General features: G+C 45.1%; 18 protein-coding genes and 1 pseudogene. 14 read left to right on the forward strand and 5 right to left on the reverse strand.

Annotation, left to right across the window (positions count from 1 at the left end; genetic code table 11):
- Positions 1-3 precede the first annotated feature (3 nt).
- From WR49_RS07180 to WR49_RS07195, 4 genes are read left to right on the forward strand one after another with little or no spacing between them, the layout of a single operon-like run.
- Positions 4-939, forward strand: coding sequence for a metal ABC transporter solute-binding protein, Zn/Mn family (locus tag WR49_RS07180; RefSeq protein WP_046223549.1), 936 nt, complete (start codon positions 4-6; stop codon positions 937-939).
- On the forward strand, positions 939-1,673 hold the full coding sequence (locus WR49_RS07185) for a metal ABC transporter ATP-binding protein (protein ID WP_046223550.1): 735 nt from the start codon (positions 939-941) through the stop codon (positions 1,671-1,673). Before WR49_RS07180 ends, WR49_RS07185 begins: the two co-directional genes overlap by 1 nt.
- Positions 1,673-2,548, forward strand: coding sequence for a metal ABC transporter permease (locus WR49_RS07190; RefSeq protein ID WP_017058243.1), 876 nt, complete (start codon positions 1,673-1,675; stop codon positions 2,546-2,548). Before WR49_RS07185 ends, WR49_RS07190 begins: the two co-directional genes overlap by 1 nt.
- 2 nt (positions 2,549-2,550) lie before the next feature.
- A complete protein-coding gene (locus WR49_RS07195; protein WP_046223551.1) occupies positions 2,551-3,474 on the forward strand; it encodes an ABC transporter substrate-binding protein in 924 nt (307 codons plus the stop codon).
- A 116-nt stretch (positions 3,475-3,590) separates the two neighbouring features.
- Here the strand turns inward: WR49_RS07195 and WR49_RS07200 are convergent, their stop codons facing one another.
- Positions 3,591-3,800: a DUF2986 domain-containing protein gene (locus tag WR49_RS07200; RefSeq protein ID WP_046223552.1), complete on the reverse strand. Its 210-nt coding sequence runs from the start codon at positions 3,798-3,800 to the stop codon at positions 3,591-3,593.
- A 97-nt stretch (positions 3,801-3,897) separates the two neighbouring features.
- Here WR49_RS07200 and WR49_RS07205 point away from each other — a divergent pair, with 97 nt between their 5' ends.
- Both WR49_RS07205 and WR49_RS07210 read left to right on the forward strand, forming a co-directional pair.
- Positions 3,898-4,413 (forward strand): GNAT family N-acetyltransferase, encoded by a 516-nt coding sequence (locus tag WR49_RS07205; RefSeq protein ID WP_046223553.1) that lies wholly within the window; start codon positions 3,898-3,900, stop codon positions 4,411-4,413.
- Positions 4,414-4,415: 2 nt separating this feature from the next.
- Positions 4,416-4,811 (forward strand): nitrous oxide-stimulated promoter family protein, encoded by a 396-nt coding sequence (locus WR49_RS07210; protein ID WP_046223554.1) that lies wholly within the window; start codon positions 4,416-4,418, stop codon positions 4,809-4,811.
- Positions 4,812-4,916: 105 nt separating this feature from the next.
- On the opposite strand, the gene WR49_RS07215 is transcribed toward WR49_RS07210, so the two are convergent.
- Positions 4,917-6,314 (reverse strand): MATE family efflux transporter, encoded by a 1,398-nt coding sequence (locus tag WR49_RS07215; RefSeq protein WP_046223555.1) that lies wholly within the window; start codon positions 6,312-6,314, stop codon positions 4,917-4,919.
- Between the two features lie 50 nt (positions 6,315-6,364).
- Between WR49_RS07215 and WR49_RS07220 the strand changes: the two genes are divergently transcribed.
- The gene (locus WR49_RS07220) at positions 6,365-7,258 is read left to right on the forward strand and encodes a helix-turn-helix domain-containing protein (protein WP_017058249.1); all 894 of its coding nucleotides are present in this window, start codon (positions 6,365-6,367) and stop codon (positions 7,256-7,258) included.
- 235 nt (positions 7,259-7,493) lie between these two features.
- On the opposite strand, the gene WR49_RS07225 is transcribed toward WR49_RS07220, so the two are convergent.
- Positions 7,494-8,645, reverse strand: coding sequence for an MFS transporter (locus tag WR49_RS07225; RefSeq protein ID WP_017058251.1), 1,152 nt, complete (start codon positions 8,643-8,645; stop codon positions 7,494-7,496).
- Positions 8,646-8,925: 280 nt separating this feature from the next.
- On the opposite strand from WR49_RS07225, the pseudogene WR49_RS20970 reads away from it, so the two are divergent.
- A pseudogene (locus WR49_RS20970) lies at positions 8,926-9,231 on the forward strand (AMP-binding enzyme); the annotation flags it as partial.
- Positions 9,224-10,873: a GMC family oxidoreductase gene (locus WR49_RS07230; protein ID WP_046223556.1), complete on the forward strand. Its 1,650-nt coding sequence runs from the start codon at positions 9,224-9,226 to the stop codon at positions 10,871-10,873. The pseudogene WR49_RS20970 and the gene WR49_RS07230, both read left to right, overlap by 8 nt.
- A 144-nt stretch (positions 10,874-11,017) precedes the next feature.
- Here the strand turns inward: WR49_RS07230 and trxC are convergent, their stop codons facing one another.
- Complete coding sequence (trxC, locus tag WR49_RS07235; protein ID WP_016787647.1) at positions 11,018-11,452, reverse strand: thioredoxin TrxC; 435 nt, start codon at positions 11,450-11,452, stop codon at positions 11,018-11,020.
- A 122-nt stretch (positions 11,453-11,574) separates the two neighbouring features.
- On the opposite strand from trxC, the gene WR49_RS07240 reads away from it, so the two are divergent.
- The 5 genes from WR49_RS07240 to WR49_RS07260 all read left to right on the forward strand — a co-directional run bounded on the left by WR49_RS07240 (position 11,575) and on the right by WR49_RS07260 (position 15,621).
- Positions 11,575-12,672 (forward strand): ketoacyl-ACP synthase III, encoded by a 1,098-nt coding sequence (locus WR49_RS07240; RefSeq protein ID WP_046223557.1) that lies wholly within the window; start codon positions 11,575-11,577, stop codon positions 12,670-12,672.
- A 32-nt stretch (positions 12,673-12,704) separates the two neighbouring features.
- Complete coding sequence (locus tag WR49_RS07245; RefSeq protein ID WP_046223558.1) at positions 12,705-13,169, forward strand: GNAT family N-acetyltransferase; 465 nt, start codon at positions 12,705-12,707, stop codon at positions 13,167-13,169.
- 99 nt (positions 13,170-13,268) lie between these two features.
- A complete protein-coding gene (locus WR49_RS07250; protein WP_046223559.1) occupies positions 13,269-14,501 on the forward strand; it encodes a glycosyltransferase in 1,233 nt (410 codons plus the stop codon).
- 212 nt (positions 14,502-14,713) lie between these two features.
- A complete protein-coding gene (locus WR49_RS07255; RefSeq protein ID WP_082082753.1) occupies positions 14,714-15,190 on the forward strand; it encodes a YeeE/YedE family protein in 477 nt (158 codons plus the stop codon).
- Positions 15,190-15,621: a YeeE/YedE family protein gene (locus tag WR49_RS07260; RefSeq protein WP_046223561.1), complete on the forward strand. Its 432-nt coding sequence runs from the start codon at positions 15,190-15,192 to the stop codon at positions 15,619-15,621. The genes WR49_RS07255 and WR49_RS07260 overlap by 1 nt, the downstream gene beginning before the upstream one ends.
- 101 nt (positions 15,622-15,722) lie before the next feature.
- On the opposite strand, the gene WR49_RS07265 is transcribed toward WR49_RS07260, so the two are convergent.
- Positions 15,723-16,598, reverse strand: a complete 876-nt coding sequence (locus tag WR49_RS07265) for an endonuclease/exonuclease/phosphatase family protein (protein ID WP_046223562.1) — start codon at positions 16,596-16,598, stop codon at positions 15,723-15,725.
- Positions 16,599-16,623 lie beyond the last annotated feature (25 nt).

Consider the following 16,623-nt stretch of genomic DNA (forward strand, 5'->3'; position numbering starts at 1 on the left):
ACTATGCGAATTATGACTCTATTGATGTCGTTATTGGCGGTGTTAATGACACCCAATGCATTGGCAAAAGAATACAAGATCGATAGCGATAAGCTAACGATTGGCATAACCCTTCAGCCTTACTACAGCTACGTAAAAGCCGTGGCGGGTGACAAAGTGAACATCCTTCCTTTGGTTGATGCTGGCTTTAATCCGCATAACTACTTGCCACAACCGAACGACTTGAAACGTTTGAGCCAGATGGACGCCATCGTGGTAAACGGTATTGGTCATGATGACTTCGCGCTTAAAGTGATTTCAGCCGCACAACGTGATGACTTAGTCGTGATTGAGGCAAACAAGGAAGTGCCTTTGCTTCCTGCTCTTGGCCAGTCTGTTGGTCAAGGTGCCGTTAACCCGCATACCTTTGTTGGGCTTTCGACAACGATTCAAAAGGTTTACACCATCGCCAGTGAAGTCTCTAAACTCGACCCAGACAACGCTACGTTTTATCGCAAGAACGCACGTAAGTACGCCAAGCAATTTCGCTTTATGAAGCGTGATGCGATGTTGTCATTAGGTGAGTTAGATACATCAGGTATGAAAGTAGCGACTACGCACAATGCTTATGGCTACATCCTTCAAGAATTTGGTGTTGATGTGGCGGCAGTGATAGAACCTGCACACGGTGTTGAACCAAGTGCGAGCCAGCTACAAGAAACGATCGAAAAGATCCGCGCATCGGGCATTGATGTTCTGTTCTACGAGCTCAACATGCCAAACCGTTTTGTTGACACCATTGAAGCGGAAACTGGCGTTCAGCTTTACCGTTTCTCTCACATGACGCACGGCGAATATGAAGACGATAAAGTCGAAGTTGAGATGAAGAAGAACCTAGAAACGTTAATCGAAGCAATGAAATTTGCGGCAGCGAACCAAGATAAAAGCGGGAACGCATAATGCTGGGTCCATCGATTTCAATTAATCAACTCGGTCTACAATACGACAATAATGTGATTCTTGATGATATCTCGCTCGAACTTAAAGCGGGTCAGTGTCACGTGATCATGGGGCCAAACGGCGGTGGCAAAACCTCTTTGCTGCGCTCTGTACTTGGTCTTACGCCTTTCTCTGGACAAATCAATATTCATTGGCCAGAAAAGCCAAGTATTGGTTATGTTCCTCAAAAGGCGACCTTCGAATCGAGCTTACCTCTGACGGTCATGGATTTTGTGTTACTCAATCAAACTCGAATCCCACTGTTTTGGCGTCGCAAATCCAAGCAATTGGATCTTGCATTAGCGCAGCTAGACCGTGTTGGTATGGCGACTCGTAGTGACCGTCGTATGGGGCAGTTATCGGGCGGTGAACAACAACGTGTGTTGTTTGCACAAGCCTTATTGGATAACCCAAGCTTACTGGTGTTGGACGAACCGACGACTGGTATGGACGAGCAGGGCGTTCGTTATCTTGAATCTCTCATTCGTGAATGCGTTGATGAAGGCCGCACGATTCTTGCGGTTCACCACGATGTCACCGCAGTGCGTCGCCTTGAAGCGAACGTACATGTTATTAATCGATTCTTGGTTGATAGCGGTCCACACGAACAAGTATTGCATCAAAGCAAAATTGAAAGCTTATTCCAGCATTACAGCAGTGGTACAGCCATCGTTAACTCGAAGGAGGTGGCGTAATGGATTGGTTACGACAACTTGCCGTAACTGGTGTTGAAGCGGGTTGGTTATCAGACAGCTTCATGTATGCGTTCATGGTGAATGCACTGGTTGCCGCGTTATTACTTGGCCCATTACTAGGTGGCCTTGGTACTTTGGTGATCGCGAAGCGTCTGGCCTTCTTCTCTGAAGCCGTCGGTCACGCAGCGTTAACCGGTATCGCTATTGGTGTTTTGCTTGGCGAGCCACCAGAAAACCCAATCATTGGTTTGTTTAGCTTCTGTATGATCTTCGCTCTGCTTCTTCATTTTGTAAGAAATAGGACCAACGTTCCATACGATACCTTAGTCGGTGTTTTCCTTGCACTAGCGTTAGCGGTTGGTGCGGCATTGCTGATGTATGTGGCACGTAAGATCAATATTCACATGCTTGAGAACGTACTGTTTGGTTCAATTCTTACCGTAACGGACCAAGACTTGATGATTCTCGCAGGCAGTTGCGCACTCATCATTTTGCTCTTGATACCAACGTTCAACCGTATTCTCCTGACTTGTATCAGCCCTGATATTGCAAAGGTACGTGGTTACAACACCAGTTTCTATGATTACTTGTTTGTCATGATGATCACCTTAGTGACGATTGCAGCCGTGAAGATAGTGGGTGCGGTTCTGGTTGGCGCGTTATTACTGATCCCAGGTGCTACGGCTCGACTGCTAACCAAACGCATGGGCAGCTTTGTTTTACTGTCTGCGTTGTTGGCAACTATCGCATGTTTGGTCGGAACAGTATTGCCTATGGAGCTAAAACTGCCAGTGCCATCCGGCGCTTCAATCATCATCGTTTCCGCAACATTTTTCCTAGCGGCAACGCTATACCGAATTGTAAGAAAGGCATAATCATGACTTCTTTAATGAATCGTATTTCAAGTTCACTAAAAGCAATGGCTCAAGTGAGTGCAGTCAGCAGCATATTGTTAGGTACCCCAATCGTGTCTTTCAACGTAAATGCAGAGGATATCCTCACCAGTACGCCCGTGACCTACGCGTTAGCGACAGAGCTAACCAAAGGCACTGACATTACGACCGAGTACCTACCACCAAAACGCTACGGTATTGATCGTCTGCCGAATTGGTTTGGTACCAAGGGCGTAAGCAAAGTACTTAAATCAGGTGAAAAGGCGACCGTTGCGTTAACGTTGTCATCCATCTGGCAAGCTGATCCTACCTTTGTATACGCAAGACAAGGTAACATCCGTTTGGTTGAGGTGGATGCGGCTCAAGCGATTACACCGCGTGCACAAGGTGTTGCGGCGATTACATTGCCGAATGGTGATGTGTCTAAATACGCCTGGTTAAACCCAACTAACTTAACGCGTATGGCGGCAATTGTAGCTGACGACTTTAAGTTATTGTGGCCAGCACAATCTGAGACGATTGATAGCAACCTACAACGCGTGATGCTTGATGTTCGTGAACTGATTAACAAGCAACAGGCGGTGTTATTGGATAACGACGTAGATTCAGTGTTGTTGCTTTCAGAAAGCTTGGAAGATTTTGTTTCAGGTAGCCAACTGTTTGTTGAAGAACGTATGTTCAAAGCCGAACTGGAATGGACAAAACAAGACAAAGCCAAGCTCAAAGCGATGTTTTCTGAAGATGATACTCTATGGTTAGTCACAGCGAAAAAGCCAAGCAACTTAATTAAATCACTAGTTCCGAATGAGCGTATCTTAGTGGTTGATTCCGTTGATCGTTGGGGACGAGTGGGGATTGATGCAAAAGCGCCGTTTGCCCGTTGGGAAGTACAGCCTTTCAAAAGTTAATCAGTGAAATTAAAAGCGGTAGGATCAAAAAAAGCAGCCTAAATAGAGGCTGCTTTTTTGTATTTGTCCATTGGCTCCGTTTAGAGTGTTAGACAAGAGAACTGCGAGTTTACAATTTACTCTACAGCTTTTTCCTCTTCAGCTTCAACAGTTGCTTCGACTGCCCCCTCAACTTGTTCTTGAGCGGCTTTCTCTTGTTCTTCCGCTTCCATTTTTGCGCGGTCAGCTTTAGAAATGTAGCGAGGTTTGTTGCTACCATGCAGTTTTGAATTCGCCTGTTTCTGCTTCTTTTTTAGAATTTGATTAATTTTTTTCTTACGGTTCATTGCTGCATAGCCTTGTATTTAGTTTAGGCGGTGGAGGATAATCATTTTAGTTCTAGAACTCAATATTTACATGGTACTCAGCAAGGAAAATATCACTATGCAGGCAGTCGAGACCGAACGTTTACGATTAAGAATGATTACCTATCAAGATGCGGCGTTTATTCAACGATTATACAGCTCAGAAGATTTCCTGCGTTACATTGGTGATAAGGAAATCAGCGATACTGAAAAGGCTGTGGAGTACATCGAAAACAACATTCTTAAGATGCATGAAGAGAAAGGCGTCTGTTTGTTGATGGTTGAAATCAAGGATTCTTCAACACCAATTGGTATCTGCGGATTAATCAAAAGGGATACCTTAGAGTCGCATGATATTGGTTATGGTTTCGTTCCTGAAGTCTATGGTAAAGGTTTTGCCCAAGAAGCAGCGGAAGCGATAATTGAACAAGCTAAGCAGAATGCTGACATCGGTCATTTAGTTGCCATCACAACCTCTGATAACATTCGAAGTATCGCATTGCTGACTAAACTAGGTTTTGTGTTTGAGCGAGTCGAAGACGTATTAAGTGAAAGCGTCAATCTCAACCTGTACGGTTTATCTCTGGGCAATTAATCATGTTTCAACATAACAACATTCTTCAAGGTGAACTCGCAACGGAGTACAAAACCGTTATAGCGATGGTGCACATCTACTGTAAAGCTCACCACGGTGAAGATCGTCAGAATAACGCGTTATGTGAAGAGTGTGAGCAACTGTTGCGTTACGCCGAAACACGGCTCGATAGATGTCCTTATGGTGAAGCAAAACCGACCTGTAACAAGTGTCCAATTCATTGCTATAAACCTGATCCGAAAGAGCAAATGCATTTAGTGATGCGTTATGCCGGGCCACGAATGCTACTTAAGCATCCTATCTTAGCGATTCGACATTTGATACATGAAAAACGAAAGGTGCCAGAGAAGCCACTGCCGAATGTGTCTAACCGCCATATGAGAATGAACAAGAAGTAAATTATGCTCTAAAAACGGTTATACCAAAAATGAAAAAGGTCTGATTTATCAGACCTTTTTGTGTTTATAGCCGATGCCTAAACCTAAAACCTTGAACGTAAGAGATTATGCCGCTTGTGGTTCTTCGTATGTCACCGTTAGGTTGTTGATCCAGCGTCGGCTTAGGTAACGATGAGAACAAATTACCAGTTTCACCACTTCTTCTACCAACATCAAACCATAGATGTATTTGAAATCCCATCCAGCGACAAACGCGCCGTAGACACATACTGGAATACCCACCATCCACATCGCAATGAAATCCATACGCAGGCAGAACGCATTATCGCCACCAGCGCGAATAATACCGTTGATGATCACCATGTTCAGCATGCGAATCACCACAGCAAAACACATAATGGCTATTGCAGGTGAAGCGAGTGGGTAGAGTGCACCTGTAGAAAGGTTCAGCCATGTTAGAACATGCTCTTTGCCCATAAACAGTAGCAATCCAACAACCGCGCCGAAGCCAACGACGGCTTTAATGAATGTCAACCCCATGCTCATTGCATCATCAAATTCATCACGACCCAGTGAGTGACCAAGTAGCACTGAACATGCCACCGAAATACCAAAGAAAATCGAGTAACACAACGACTCAAACGGCGCGAGCATAGAGAACACGGCAAGTTCCGTTGTGCCCATGTGACCGAAGATCATTTGGTACGCCATCGTTCCCATTGCCCATAACACGGCATTCATCGTGAGTGGCAAAGCAATACGACGGTAAGATAACCATAATGACGGACGATGTGGTGAGCTAGGCGTGGTTAACAACCAGTGTTTACGCATGCGCATGTAGCCGTACATTAAGCCAACTTGAATTGCGCGAGCGAGTGTCGTCGCCAGTGCTGCACCTGCTACGCCCATAGCGGGAATACCAAAAGCACCTTTGATTAGAACGAAGTTAAGCGCAATGTTGAGTGCAATGGTCACCGCGCCCAATAGTAGTGGAGTTACGGTGTCACCCGATGAGCGCATGCTTGCTTCTACTACGACGACAATGTGAGTCAGCAGTAGAACAGGGAAGCCATACCATAGGTAAGTCGCGCCAAGTTCAATTACGGTTTGATCGCTGGTTTGCAACATCATTAAAAACTGAGAACCAAGAGTGATGATTGCAGTAACAGGCAACAGAACTTTTAAGCCAAACACCATCGCGATAGATGATACTGTTCGCGCGCTTTTTCGGTCATTCCTTCCCCAGTATTGAGCAACTAATGTTCCGTTTGCTGAGGCCAACCCTGCCATAATCATAATCGCAACGAAGTGCCATTTTGATGCAATTCCCACAGCGGCAGCTGCTTCCATACCATAATCACTGACCATTAAGACGTCAGCAAGGGCAAGAATAGCCACCAGTGCACTTTGCAAAGCAACGGGCAAACCAAGTTTAACGATACGAGGTAAGATGCTTTCTGGCTTGTTATTCATAGATGAGTTAGGGTTGATGTTAGTTGTCATAAGCTCTCCGATTTATGGCAGAACTATAGTGACTTGAGTGAAGTAACAACATGTTTAAAAAACAACAAAACCTGTGCGAATCCGTCATTGATGTTATGAAGCCTAAAACAACGTGGCAAGATGAAGTTTTTCTCGCAGAGCATTGCAAAGAACGTTTTTTGACCGTTGAAGATATCCCAGAGATGAAAAGCTGCGGTGTCTATATGGGTGGCATGGCGAAGCTGTATGACGCGTATTGGGTTGAGCGTGAATCTGTGAATGTTCATACGTTGATTTTTACTCAAGAAGGAGGCGGAATACTCACCACCTCAACCTCGGTACAAGCCATCACGCCATACACGCTTGTGGTTCTGCCTGCGGGAACGTCATTTCGCTTCGAGCTTGATCCTCAATACAATTATTGGAAAATGGCGTGGATGCTGACGCCTGATACATTGCAATGGCAACATATTGCGGGCTTGGGTCAGAGTATTGTGCCTTTCGGAGAGTGCGAACAGGTTTGGTCGCTGATGAACTTGATTCACTTTGAAATTGGCGGCCGTGCAAGTTATAGAAAACTCCTCATGAGCGAGATCATTCGAACCCTAACGGGGTTTGAGCCTAAATCGACCAACACCACAGCGCGTGTTCAAGCGTTATACAACGAAATCGAAAGTAGTCTGCATTTAACGTGGACAGTGGCAGGTATGGCGGAGCGGGTGTTTATCAGTGAAGAACAGCTAAACCGAGTGACTAAATTACTGTTTAACGTTTCCCCTCGTAGCAAGTTGATCCAGCTTAGAATGGACAAAGCGACCAGTTTGTTGAAACATCAAGATTGGTCGGTGTCGATGATTGCCAATCGATTAGGCTACAAAGATCCTTATAATTTCTCACATCGTTTCAAAAAGCATTTTGGGCTGTCACCAAGTCAATACCGAAAGAGTCACCGAGTCACAAGTTAAGCGACTGCTCTTTTGTTTGAAGGGTTAGGAAGGTTGTGATGTTGATGTTTTTCAATTTTGGCGTCGAATTTTATGTGTTTATGGGTTTTCTTATCGAGGTTGACTTCCCAAAATTGAAAAGGGGGCTTCTCCTTGAAACTAAATAGTCTGAATGAGAGCCCCCAAACATCATCAATTGTCACAATGCAGCGACTTGTGTGATTATAATTCAATGATACAGACGCGATTTAATTACTTACTCGCCTGCGATTTGAAGAGGAGAGCGTTTGAGGCTCGCCATAAGCATGTAAATAGTTGTCGCAAGCAGAGACGCAAATAGGTAAGTAAATAGACCTGCTTGTGAATCCATGAAGCTGTCTGCTACTAGTGGGCCTGCAACCGAACCAATGCTGTAACAAAGCAGCATGATTTGAGTCACTGAAACCAGATAGCTTGGGTCTAAGTTACGGCAACCTAAGTTAATTGCTATAGGGTAAAGGGCAAATGTCGCCATCCCCAACACAAACAAGCTCATGCCTAACATTTGAAGCTCGTGATTCATAGTCAATGCAGCAATGCTCGCGACACCGAGTAAGCTGAACAAAGCCATCAACAGAACTTGACCTACATAACGTGATAACCAAGTCACCATAGGCTGAACAGCCATACCCCCCATAATAACCAAAGCCATTAAGCTTCCAATGTCAGATTGAGAAATGTTGCGCTGAGCTAGCTCAACAGGCATCAAGCCATAAATCGCGCCTAGCGTTAGGCCCGATACGATACAACCAATTAGAGCGCTGTGGCTCAACTTGCTGACTTGCTTAAAAGACAAAGACTGCGCATCGTGGATCGGTGGTGGTGTCGCTTGTCCGTATATTAATACAATGATTGCCCCAAACAACAGGGTGAAAATTGCGATGAAAGGGACACCGCCTGTAATCCCTAGGTAACCAATGCCAAGCTGACCAATAGCCGAGCCACCATAGAGTGAACACATATAGATAGCTAAGCGTTTTGCTCGTTGTGACTCTTCACCGCTCATTAACCAAGATTCAACGATCACGAAAATGCCTGCCACAGAAACACCTGCGACAAAGCGAGCAAGTAACCATATTGTTTGGTGTGGAAGCATTGGTAACACAATGATTGTAGAGATGAAAATGCTCAGTGCCATCACAAATGCGTCTTTGTGACCAATACGAGCAATTGCACGTTCAATCAATAACGTACCAGCCAGTAGACCCGCATAGAATGCACTCGCCAGCCAACTCGATAAACTACTGTCTAGGCCATACTCAGAAAGCATTAATGGTAGTGAGCTCATTAAGTAGCCTGAAGCGATCGCGTAAAAAGACAGCGCAATAACCGGAACGGTGATGCGAGTTGGTGGTTGAACGTTTTCCAATGCAGGAGCCTCTATCTAAAGTGAAAGAAATTAAGAATTTTCCGCGACTATGTAGTAGAAAGTGAATTGGGTAAAACGAATAAAAATGGTCGTTAAGATAAAAGAGATCTATCGTCTATATACACCAAAATACAATGAAGATATTTTATGATCTGTTATCAATTTATAAGATTAGAAAAGCCGTTAATCCTTTTCTCATTGGCCTTTAATTTGGAAGATAGTAGACCGTTGATCTGAACTTGATTACAAAACAAATTTAATGAACCGTACATAGACACGCGTGTATCCGCGAGTAATCGAAGAAGTGTTGATGTGCCACCCCGATGTGGAAATGGTCGCGGTGGTGGGTGAACGATCATGATCCTCTAGGCGAAATCTAGGCGAAAAAATTCGCGCTCATGTGGTGCTTCACGAACATACACAATGTGATAGTGCTATGTTGATAGCATGGTGTCGTGAGCAACTCGCCGACTACCAATACCCTCGCAAGGTGTTCATTCGTAAAGCGCTACCAATGACGGCGACAGGCAAAATTTTGAAACGAGAATTACACCCACTAGAAATAGCGGAGATGACCAATGGATAGTTATGATTTTATTGTTGTTGGCGGAGGTTCGGCTGGGTGTGTGATGGCTTCTCGGTTGTCGGAAGATCCTAATGTGACGGTTTGCTTGTTAGAAGCGGGCGGTAAAGACACGAGCCCCTTTATTCACACACCCGTTGGCGTGGTCGTGATGATGCCAACCAAACTCAATAATTGGGCATTCGAAACGGTTGAACAGCCGGGTTTGAACGGTCGTAAAGGCTACCAACCAAGGGGAAAGACACTTGGCGGGTCTAGTTCTATCAATGCAATGATGTATGCCCGTGGGCACCGCTACGACTACGACACATGGGAAAGCTTAGGTAATGCTGGCTGGAACTATGAATCGTGTCTGCCTTACTTTAAAAAAGCAGAGAATAACGAAGTCCACCAAGATGAATATCACGGCCAAGGTGGTCCTCTTAATGTGGCTAACCTTCGATCTCCAAGCCCTATGTTGGAACGTTATTTAACGGCGTGTGAATCGATAGGTGTGCCTCGCAATGAGGATATTAACGGTGCTGCTCAGTTTGGGGCGATGCCGACGCAGGTAACACAGCTGAATGGCGAACGATGCAGTGCTGCCAAGGCTTACTTAACGCCAAACCTTTCACGATCGAATCTCACGGTCGTTACTAAAGCCACCACACATAAGGTCTTGTTTGAAGGCAAGAAGGCGGTCGGCGTTGAATATGGCTCTAACGGAAAGCGTTATCAAATACGTTCTAACAAAGAGGTGATTCTATCTGCTGGCGCGTTTGGTTCTCCGCAATTGCTGTTACTGTCGGGTGTCGGTGCTGAAGCTGAACTAGAGACACATGGCATCGAACAAGTTCATGAATTACCTGGAGTGGGAAAGAACCTTCAAGACCATATCGACTTAGTGCACTCGTACAAATGCAGTGAAAAGCGTGAAACCTTCGGCATCTCGCTGCAAATGGCCTCTGAAATGACCAAAGCCTTACCGCTCTGGCACAAAGAACGCCGCGGTAAGATGAGTAGCAATTTTGCAGAGGGGATAGGCTTTCTCTGCTCCGAAGATCATATCGCTGTACCGGATTTAGAGTTTGTATTTGTGGTCGCTGTTGTCGATGACCATGCCCGAAAAATCCATATCAGTCATGGGTTTACCTCTCATGTCACGCTGTTACGACCGAAGAGCCATGGCACAGTTACGCTCAATAGTAATGATCCCTATGATCCGCCTAAGATCGATCCTGCGTTTTTCAGTCATCCTGAAGACATGGAGATCATGATTAAGGGTTGGAAGAAGCAGTATCAAATGTTAGAGAGCTCCGCGTTTGATGATATCCGTGGCAATGCTTTCTACCCCGTAGACGCCAGTGATGATAAGGCTATCGAGCAAGATATTCGCAACCGTGCAGACACACAATATCACCCAGTGGGTACCTGTAAAATGGGACCTAGTAGCGATTCATTAGCCGTGGTGGACAAAGATCTCAAAGTTTATGGATTGGATAATTTGAGAGTCATTGATGCTTCTGTGATGCCGACACTGATTGGGGCAAACACCAATGCACCAACCATTATGATTGCCGAGAAAGTCGCAGACCAGATCAAACAGCAATACGGGTTAGGTAAGCAAGAATCTAGTATTCAAGAGAAAGGCGAAGCTGTGGTTTAATTCAAGAAGTTAAGTGATAACCATAAATAAAACAGTAGGTTAGAGAGTCTTGGTTTGATAAGACTCTCTAACCTATTTTTGTGTGCTTACTTAGAATTAAGTAATTCTAAATCAATAGCTTAAACAATAGTTTAGCTAATAGTATTACTTAGCTAGTGCTTGATTAAGCCACTGATCAAATTGACCTTTTGGCAGTGCACCGTTAATCGTATCGACACGTTTACCGTCTTTAAACACCATCACGGTCGGAATGCTTCTGATTTGGTACATCGCGGCAAGTTGTTGCTGAGCTTCAGTATCAATCTTAACGAATCGAACATCTCCCGAACGCTCTTTAGCAACGTCACTGAACACTGGCGCAAAGCCCACGCATGGGTTGCACCATGTCGCCCAGAAATCGACAACCACAGGTTGTGAACTGTTCAAGATAGATTGAAAATTAAGTGACGTTCCCTCGATAGGAGCTCCATCGAGCAGTGCTGTTTTGCACTTACCACAAGTTGGGCTTTCTGAAATTCTTTCTGAAGGAACTCGGTTTACGCCATTACAAGAAGGGCAGCGTGTGTTGAATGTAGACATAACTTTCTCTTTTTATTGCAACTCCGTGGCTAACGCGATTTACGAATCACGCACAGAGCGCTTATACTGTTTAAAACTAGAATACGATACTTAAATAAAAACAAACAATAAATAGGTAAATGATGACAAAATTTTACGCCGAAATTACTGGCTGGGGAAAGTGTCTGCCACCAGCCGTGCTGTCCAATGATGATCTAAGCACTTTCATTGATACGTCTGACGAGTGGATTCGAACTCGAACTGGTATCGAAAACCGTCGTATCAGTCATGTAAATACCTCTGAGCTAGCGACTGTTGCTGCGAAACATGCCATGGCGTGTGCTGGTCTAACGGCTGAAGACATCGACCTCGTTATCATCGCGACGTGCAGCCCAGACTCACTGATCCCAAACACTGCATCTAAGGTTCAACAGAACCTAGGCATTAAAAGCGCAGCGGCTTTCGACCTTAACGCTGCGTGTACTGGCTTCATTTACGGTGTTGAAACGGCGACTCGACTGATTCAAGCGGGTAACTACCGCAATGCGATCGTTGTAGGCGCAGAACGCCTGTCATTCTTCATTGATTGGACCAAGCGTGATACCGCGGTTCTTTTCGGTGATGGCGCTGGCGCTGTGGTTCTATCTCGCACCGAAGAACAAGTTGGCTTACAAGAAGCGCAAATCGGTTGTGACGCAGAGGGCCGTGACATTCTAGCAGTACCAAAATTCGGTACATCTATGGACCGCTTTGCTGCTGATAACGGTTACTGGGACTTTGATTTCGTTGGTAAAGAGATCTTCAAGCGTGCAGTGAAAGGCATGGGCGCAGCGGCACACACAGTGTTGAGCCGCACTGGCATCTCAACTGAAAACATCGATGTTGTGATTCCGCATCAAGCGAACATCCGAATCATTCAAACTCTGTGTGATATGGCGGGTATTGAGCGCGAGAAAGCATTTGTTAACATCCAAAACTACGGCAACACATCGGCTGCAACCGTACCTATTGCACTGTGTGAATCGCTAGAGCAAGGCTTTGTTAAACCTAACTCAAACATTCTTGTTGCAGCATTTGGTGCTGGTTTAACTTGGGGTGCTGGCCACATTAAGTGGGGCAGCCGCGTTGAACCGCTAGGTCAATCGGATGCTAAGCTTCCAGAAGCCGACAAATCTGCGTTAGAGCTTCTAGAAAGAGCCATTTTACACTGTAAAACACACCCGAATTCAGCGAGCGAATAACGCTGATGGACACAGTAACCAAAGTACGTCTTATGACTAAAGCCGACCTAGATGGGGCGGCTTTAGTCCACCAAGCAACGTTTGTTCGACAACAGAACTCAAAAGATTGGTTACAGTGTAACTTAAATGCCGCGCCACGCTTTCTTAACTTTGTTGCAGAGAGTGAAGGTGAGATCGTGGGTTACATCATCTGGGTTCAGAAGAGTGGGTTTAGACCTGAAGCTGTATTAGAGTTAGAGCAACTTGCCGTGCTACCAACTGCGCAGGGTAAAGGATTGGGTAAAACGCTGATTCTAGATTCCCTGCCGCAGGTAAAACAGCATTTGGTGGATCAAGGCTCGACGCTCAAACATGTTCTGGTTACCACCAGAGTAGACAACTTTGCACAAAAGCTTTATCAAACTACGTTGGGTGCAGAAGTCGAAACCACGATTTCAAACCTGTACTCAGCTGATGAAGTACTTATGATCGCTCGCAATGTAGGTGAGCGAATCTGATCGCTGAGTTTTTAGAACTCATTATAATCAGTGGTATAAATCGACTTACGTTTAATTAGGGACTTCTACAGTCCCTTTTGTTATTTCTTAGGAAGTGTTTTGAAGAAAGTTTTAGCAATTGGCTACGTTTGGCCAGAACCGAATTCATCGGCGGCTGGCAGCCATATGATGTCTCTTTTACGCCTGTTCAAGAGACAAGGTTGGTCAGTTGAATTTGCAACGCCAGCTCAAGAAACCGAGCACATGATCGATCTCTCTGAAGAGGGCATCACGAGCCAATCTATTCAGCTAAATTGCGATAGCTTTGACCAGTACATCGAAGAGTTGCAGCCTGATGTTGTTATGTTTGACCGTTTCATGATGGAAGAACAATTTGGCTGGCGCGTTGAGAAGGTATGTCCGAATGCCTTTAAGCTACTGGATACTGAAGATTTACAGTTCCTACGCAATGCTCGACATGAAGCTGTTAAGAAAGAAACGGAATTGACCAAAGCACATTTGTACAGCGATTTAGCTAAACGTGAAATTGCCGCTATTCTGCGCTGTGATCTTTCGTTGATCATTTCAAGTTACGAGATGGAACTGCTTCAATCCGAGTTCAATATCGATCCCAAACTGCTTCACCATCTACCTTTCATGGTTGATCTTAATACGCTTCCTGAAAGCACGAAAAGCTTTGAAGAACGTCAGCATTTCATGACGATAGGTAACTTTAGACACGCACCGAATTGGGATGCTGTGCTTCAGTTACAGAAGATTTGGCCGAAGATTCGCAAACAGCTGCCTGACACTGAACTTCATATTTATGGATCGTATCCGCCGCCAAAAGCGACCGCATTACACAACCCTAAAACCGGTTTCCATATCAAAGGTTGGGCGAAAGATGCTCAAGAAGTGATGGAGCAGGCACGTGTGTGTGTCGCGCCACTGCGTTTTGGTGCGGGCATTAAAGGTAAGTTGCTTGATGCAATGAAACTTCAAACTCCAAACGTGACCAGTGAAATTGGTAGTGAAGGCATGTTACCGCAAGGTGAGTTGCAATGGCCGGGCGCGGTTGCAGACGATATCGACGAGTTTGTTGAACAAGCTGTTGCTCTTTATAACGATGAAGAGAAGTGGCTCAAGGCTCAAAGTCAGTGTCATTCAATTCTTGAAGCGCACTATGAACAGAATCAACTGGGCGATAAATTGATCGAGCGATTGATTACGTTAGACTCCGAGCTTGAGTCTCATCGACTGGATAACTTCTTTGGCTCTATGCTGAAGCACCACAGCATGGCGAGCACTAAGTACATGTCGCAGTGGATTGCTGAGAAGAACAAGATCAAATAGCGGTTCTTTACCAAAAGACAGAATAAATCTTAAGCCCTTAGGTTAACGCCTAGGGGCTTTTTCATGGGTGAAGCTTCTTGGCTTTAGACACTAGACTTGCAAACCGAAACATAGTGCCATTACATTAGCATTGACTAATTTATATTTATTAGTAAACTCTAATTTAACTTGTGGTGAGTTAGATTAGAGTTTGTGGATAGGAGAGGTCAGTGATTAGTTTTATACCTTGGGATGCGTTTTTCGGCGGCATGCTGCTAGGCGCGTCGGCAATTATTCTGATGTTGGGCATCGGGCGAGTAGCAGGAATCAGCGGAATCGTTAGTCGTTTATTACCGTCTAGAAAGAATAAAAGCTTAGAATCAGGATCTGAATCCAGCTCGGACACGCGTATTGAGAAAACCGAGAAACATTGGAGACTTGCCTTTGTTGTCGGAATGGTTGTGAGCGGTTGGTTGTTGATTCCAACTGGCTATCAACTTCCTCAGTTAGAAGAAATCAACTTTGCAGTGGTTATCATAGCCGGACTATTGGTGGGCTTCGGCACCAAGGTCGCAAATGGCTGTACGAGTGGTCATGGTATTGTGGGAATGGCTCGCTTGTCTAAACGTTCAATTGTCGCCACTTGTGTGTTTATGGGTGTGGCAATGACAACTGTGTTGGTTAAGAATATGATTGGTTTGGGGGCGTAATGAAAAACTCTTCATTTACTATCGTTATTGGCTTGCTCGCAGGTCTTCTTTTCGGCTCTGGCATGATCATTTCAGGCATGGTTGATCCAAACAAAGTACTTGGCTTTTTAGACATTACTGGCGACTGGGATATCAGCTTGGCATTCGTGATGGGTGGCGCGTTATTGGTCTTCGCACCGTTTTATCATCTGGTCATTAAAAAGCGTGCTAAAGCGGTCAATGGCGAGCCGTTAGATAGCCGTAACAACCCGCTAATCGACAGAAAGCTGATTCTAGGTTCAACTGCCTTTGGTTTAGGTTGGGGGATTGCAGGTTTTTGCCCGGGCCCTGCAGTAACCAGCCTTAGTGGCGGCAACCCCACGGTGTGGTTGTTCGTCTTAAGTATGCTGGTGGGAATGTGGCTGGCGGGACGTACGAATAGAACTTGCTAGCGTTAAACCTACCGCTTATCGAGTAGGCTTGATATGAGCATTTGAGAGGCTGATTGACTTTAATTGCAAAGCAGGTAAGCCTCTTTTTACATCTCTACCTACTATTTGATAGTCGTTGAAACTGGGCAGTGGTCGCTAAGTTTGTAATCAAGCACATCTTGCGTTTCAAAGACCTTCTGCTTTGCAGGAGAAGCATTTAGCGACTTACTCACTACAATATGATCAATCACAGAGCGGAACTGGTGCGTGCGATGGTTATTGCGGTTAGATCGCACCTTACAATCTGCTCGAGTTTTTCTTGTTGCCAACTGAGCATCGGTATTTTGCGTCATATCTTTCCACATCCAATCTCTTGAATAGGATAGGTTATGGTTGAAGTCGCCCAGAATCGCGTAGTCTTCGCCTTTACGTTCTCTTTGCTGTATCCACTTATTCAGTTGCTTAGCTTGGTCTTTAAGTCTTGAACAGTCACGGTTCGACTTGTAAGCGCCGCTGCATCCGGCCTTTAAGTGCACTGACAACATGTGAATTGGATTTGAATCCGTTTCCACAACCATATAACTGGCAAATCTGAGCTTGCTGTTAGCACTCGTTTCCAGAGGAAAGTCAGCGTAGTCGGTGAGTGTGATTCCTTTACGAACCGCGAAGCCCGTATATTGGTTCACTTCTTTGAATTGTCGGTTACTATTTTTGGGCAATGCACGGTCAGACATCAATATTTTGTATTGATCGCCGGCGATGCGCTGAATGGCATTGACGTCGTCGACTTCTTGAAAGGCGACCACATCCGCATCTAAGGATTGAAAGTATTCTTCAAGTTTGTCGAAATCAGCTTGATCACGTTGGGCAGAAAACTTATTCACAGCCTCGTTGGTTGATAACCATTCGATATTCCAACTGGATATGGTCAAAGGTTCAGCAAATGTCTGGCTACTGAGTAAGCAAGCTAACATTATCCACTTTTGAAGTCGTTTCATCCCAAATATCCCTAATTTTGGTGTC

Source organism: Vibrio sp. ECSMB14106, from assembly GCF_000972265.1.
GTDB lineage: Bacteria > Pseudomonadota > Gammaproteobacteria > Enterobacterales > Vibrionaceae > Vibrio > Vibrio kanaloae.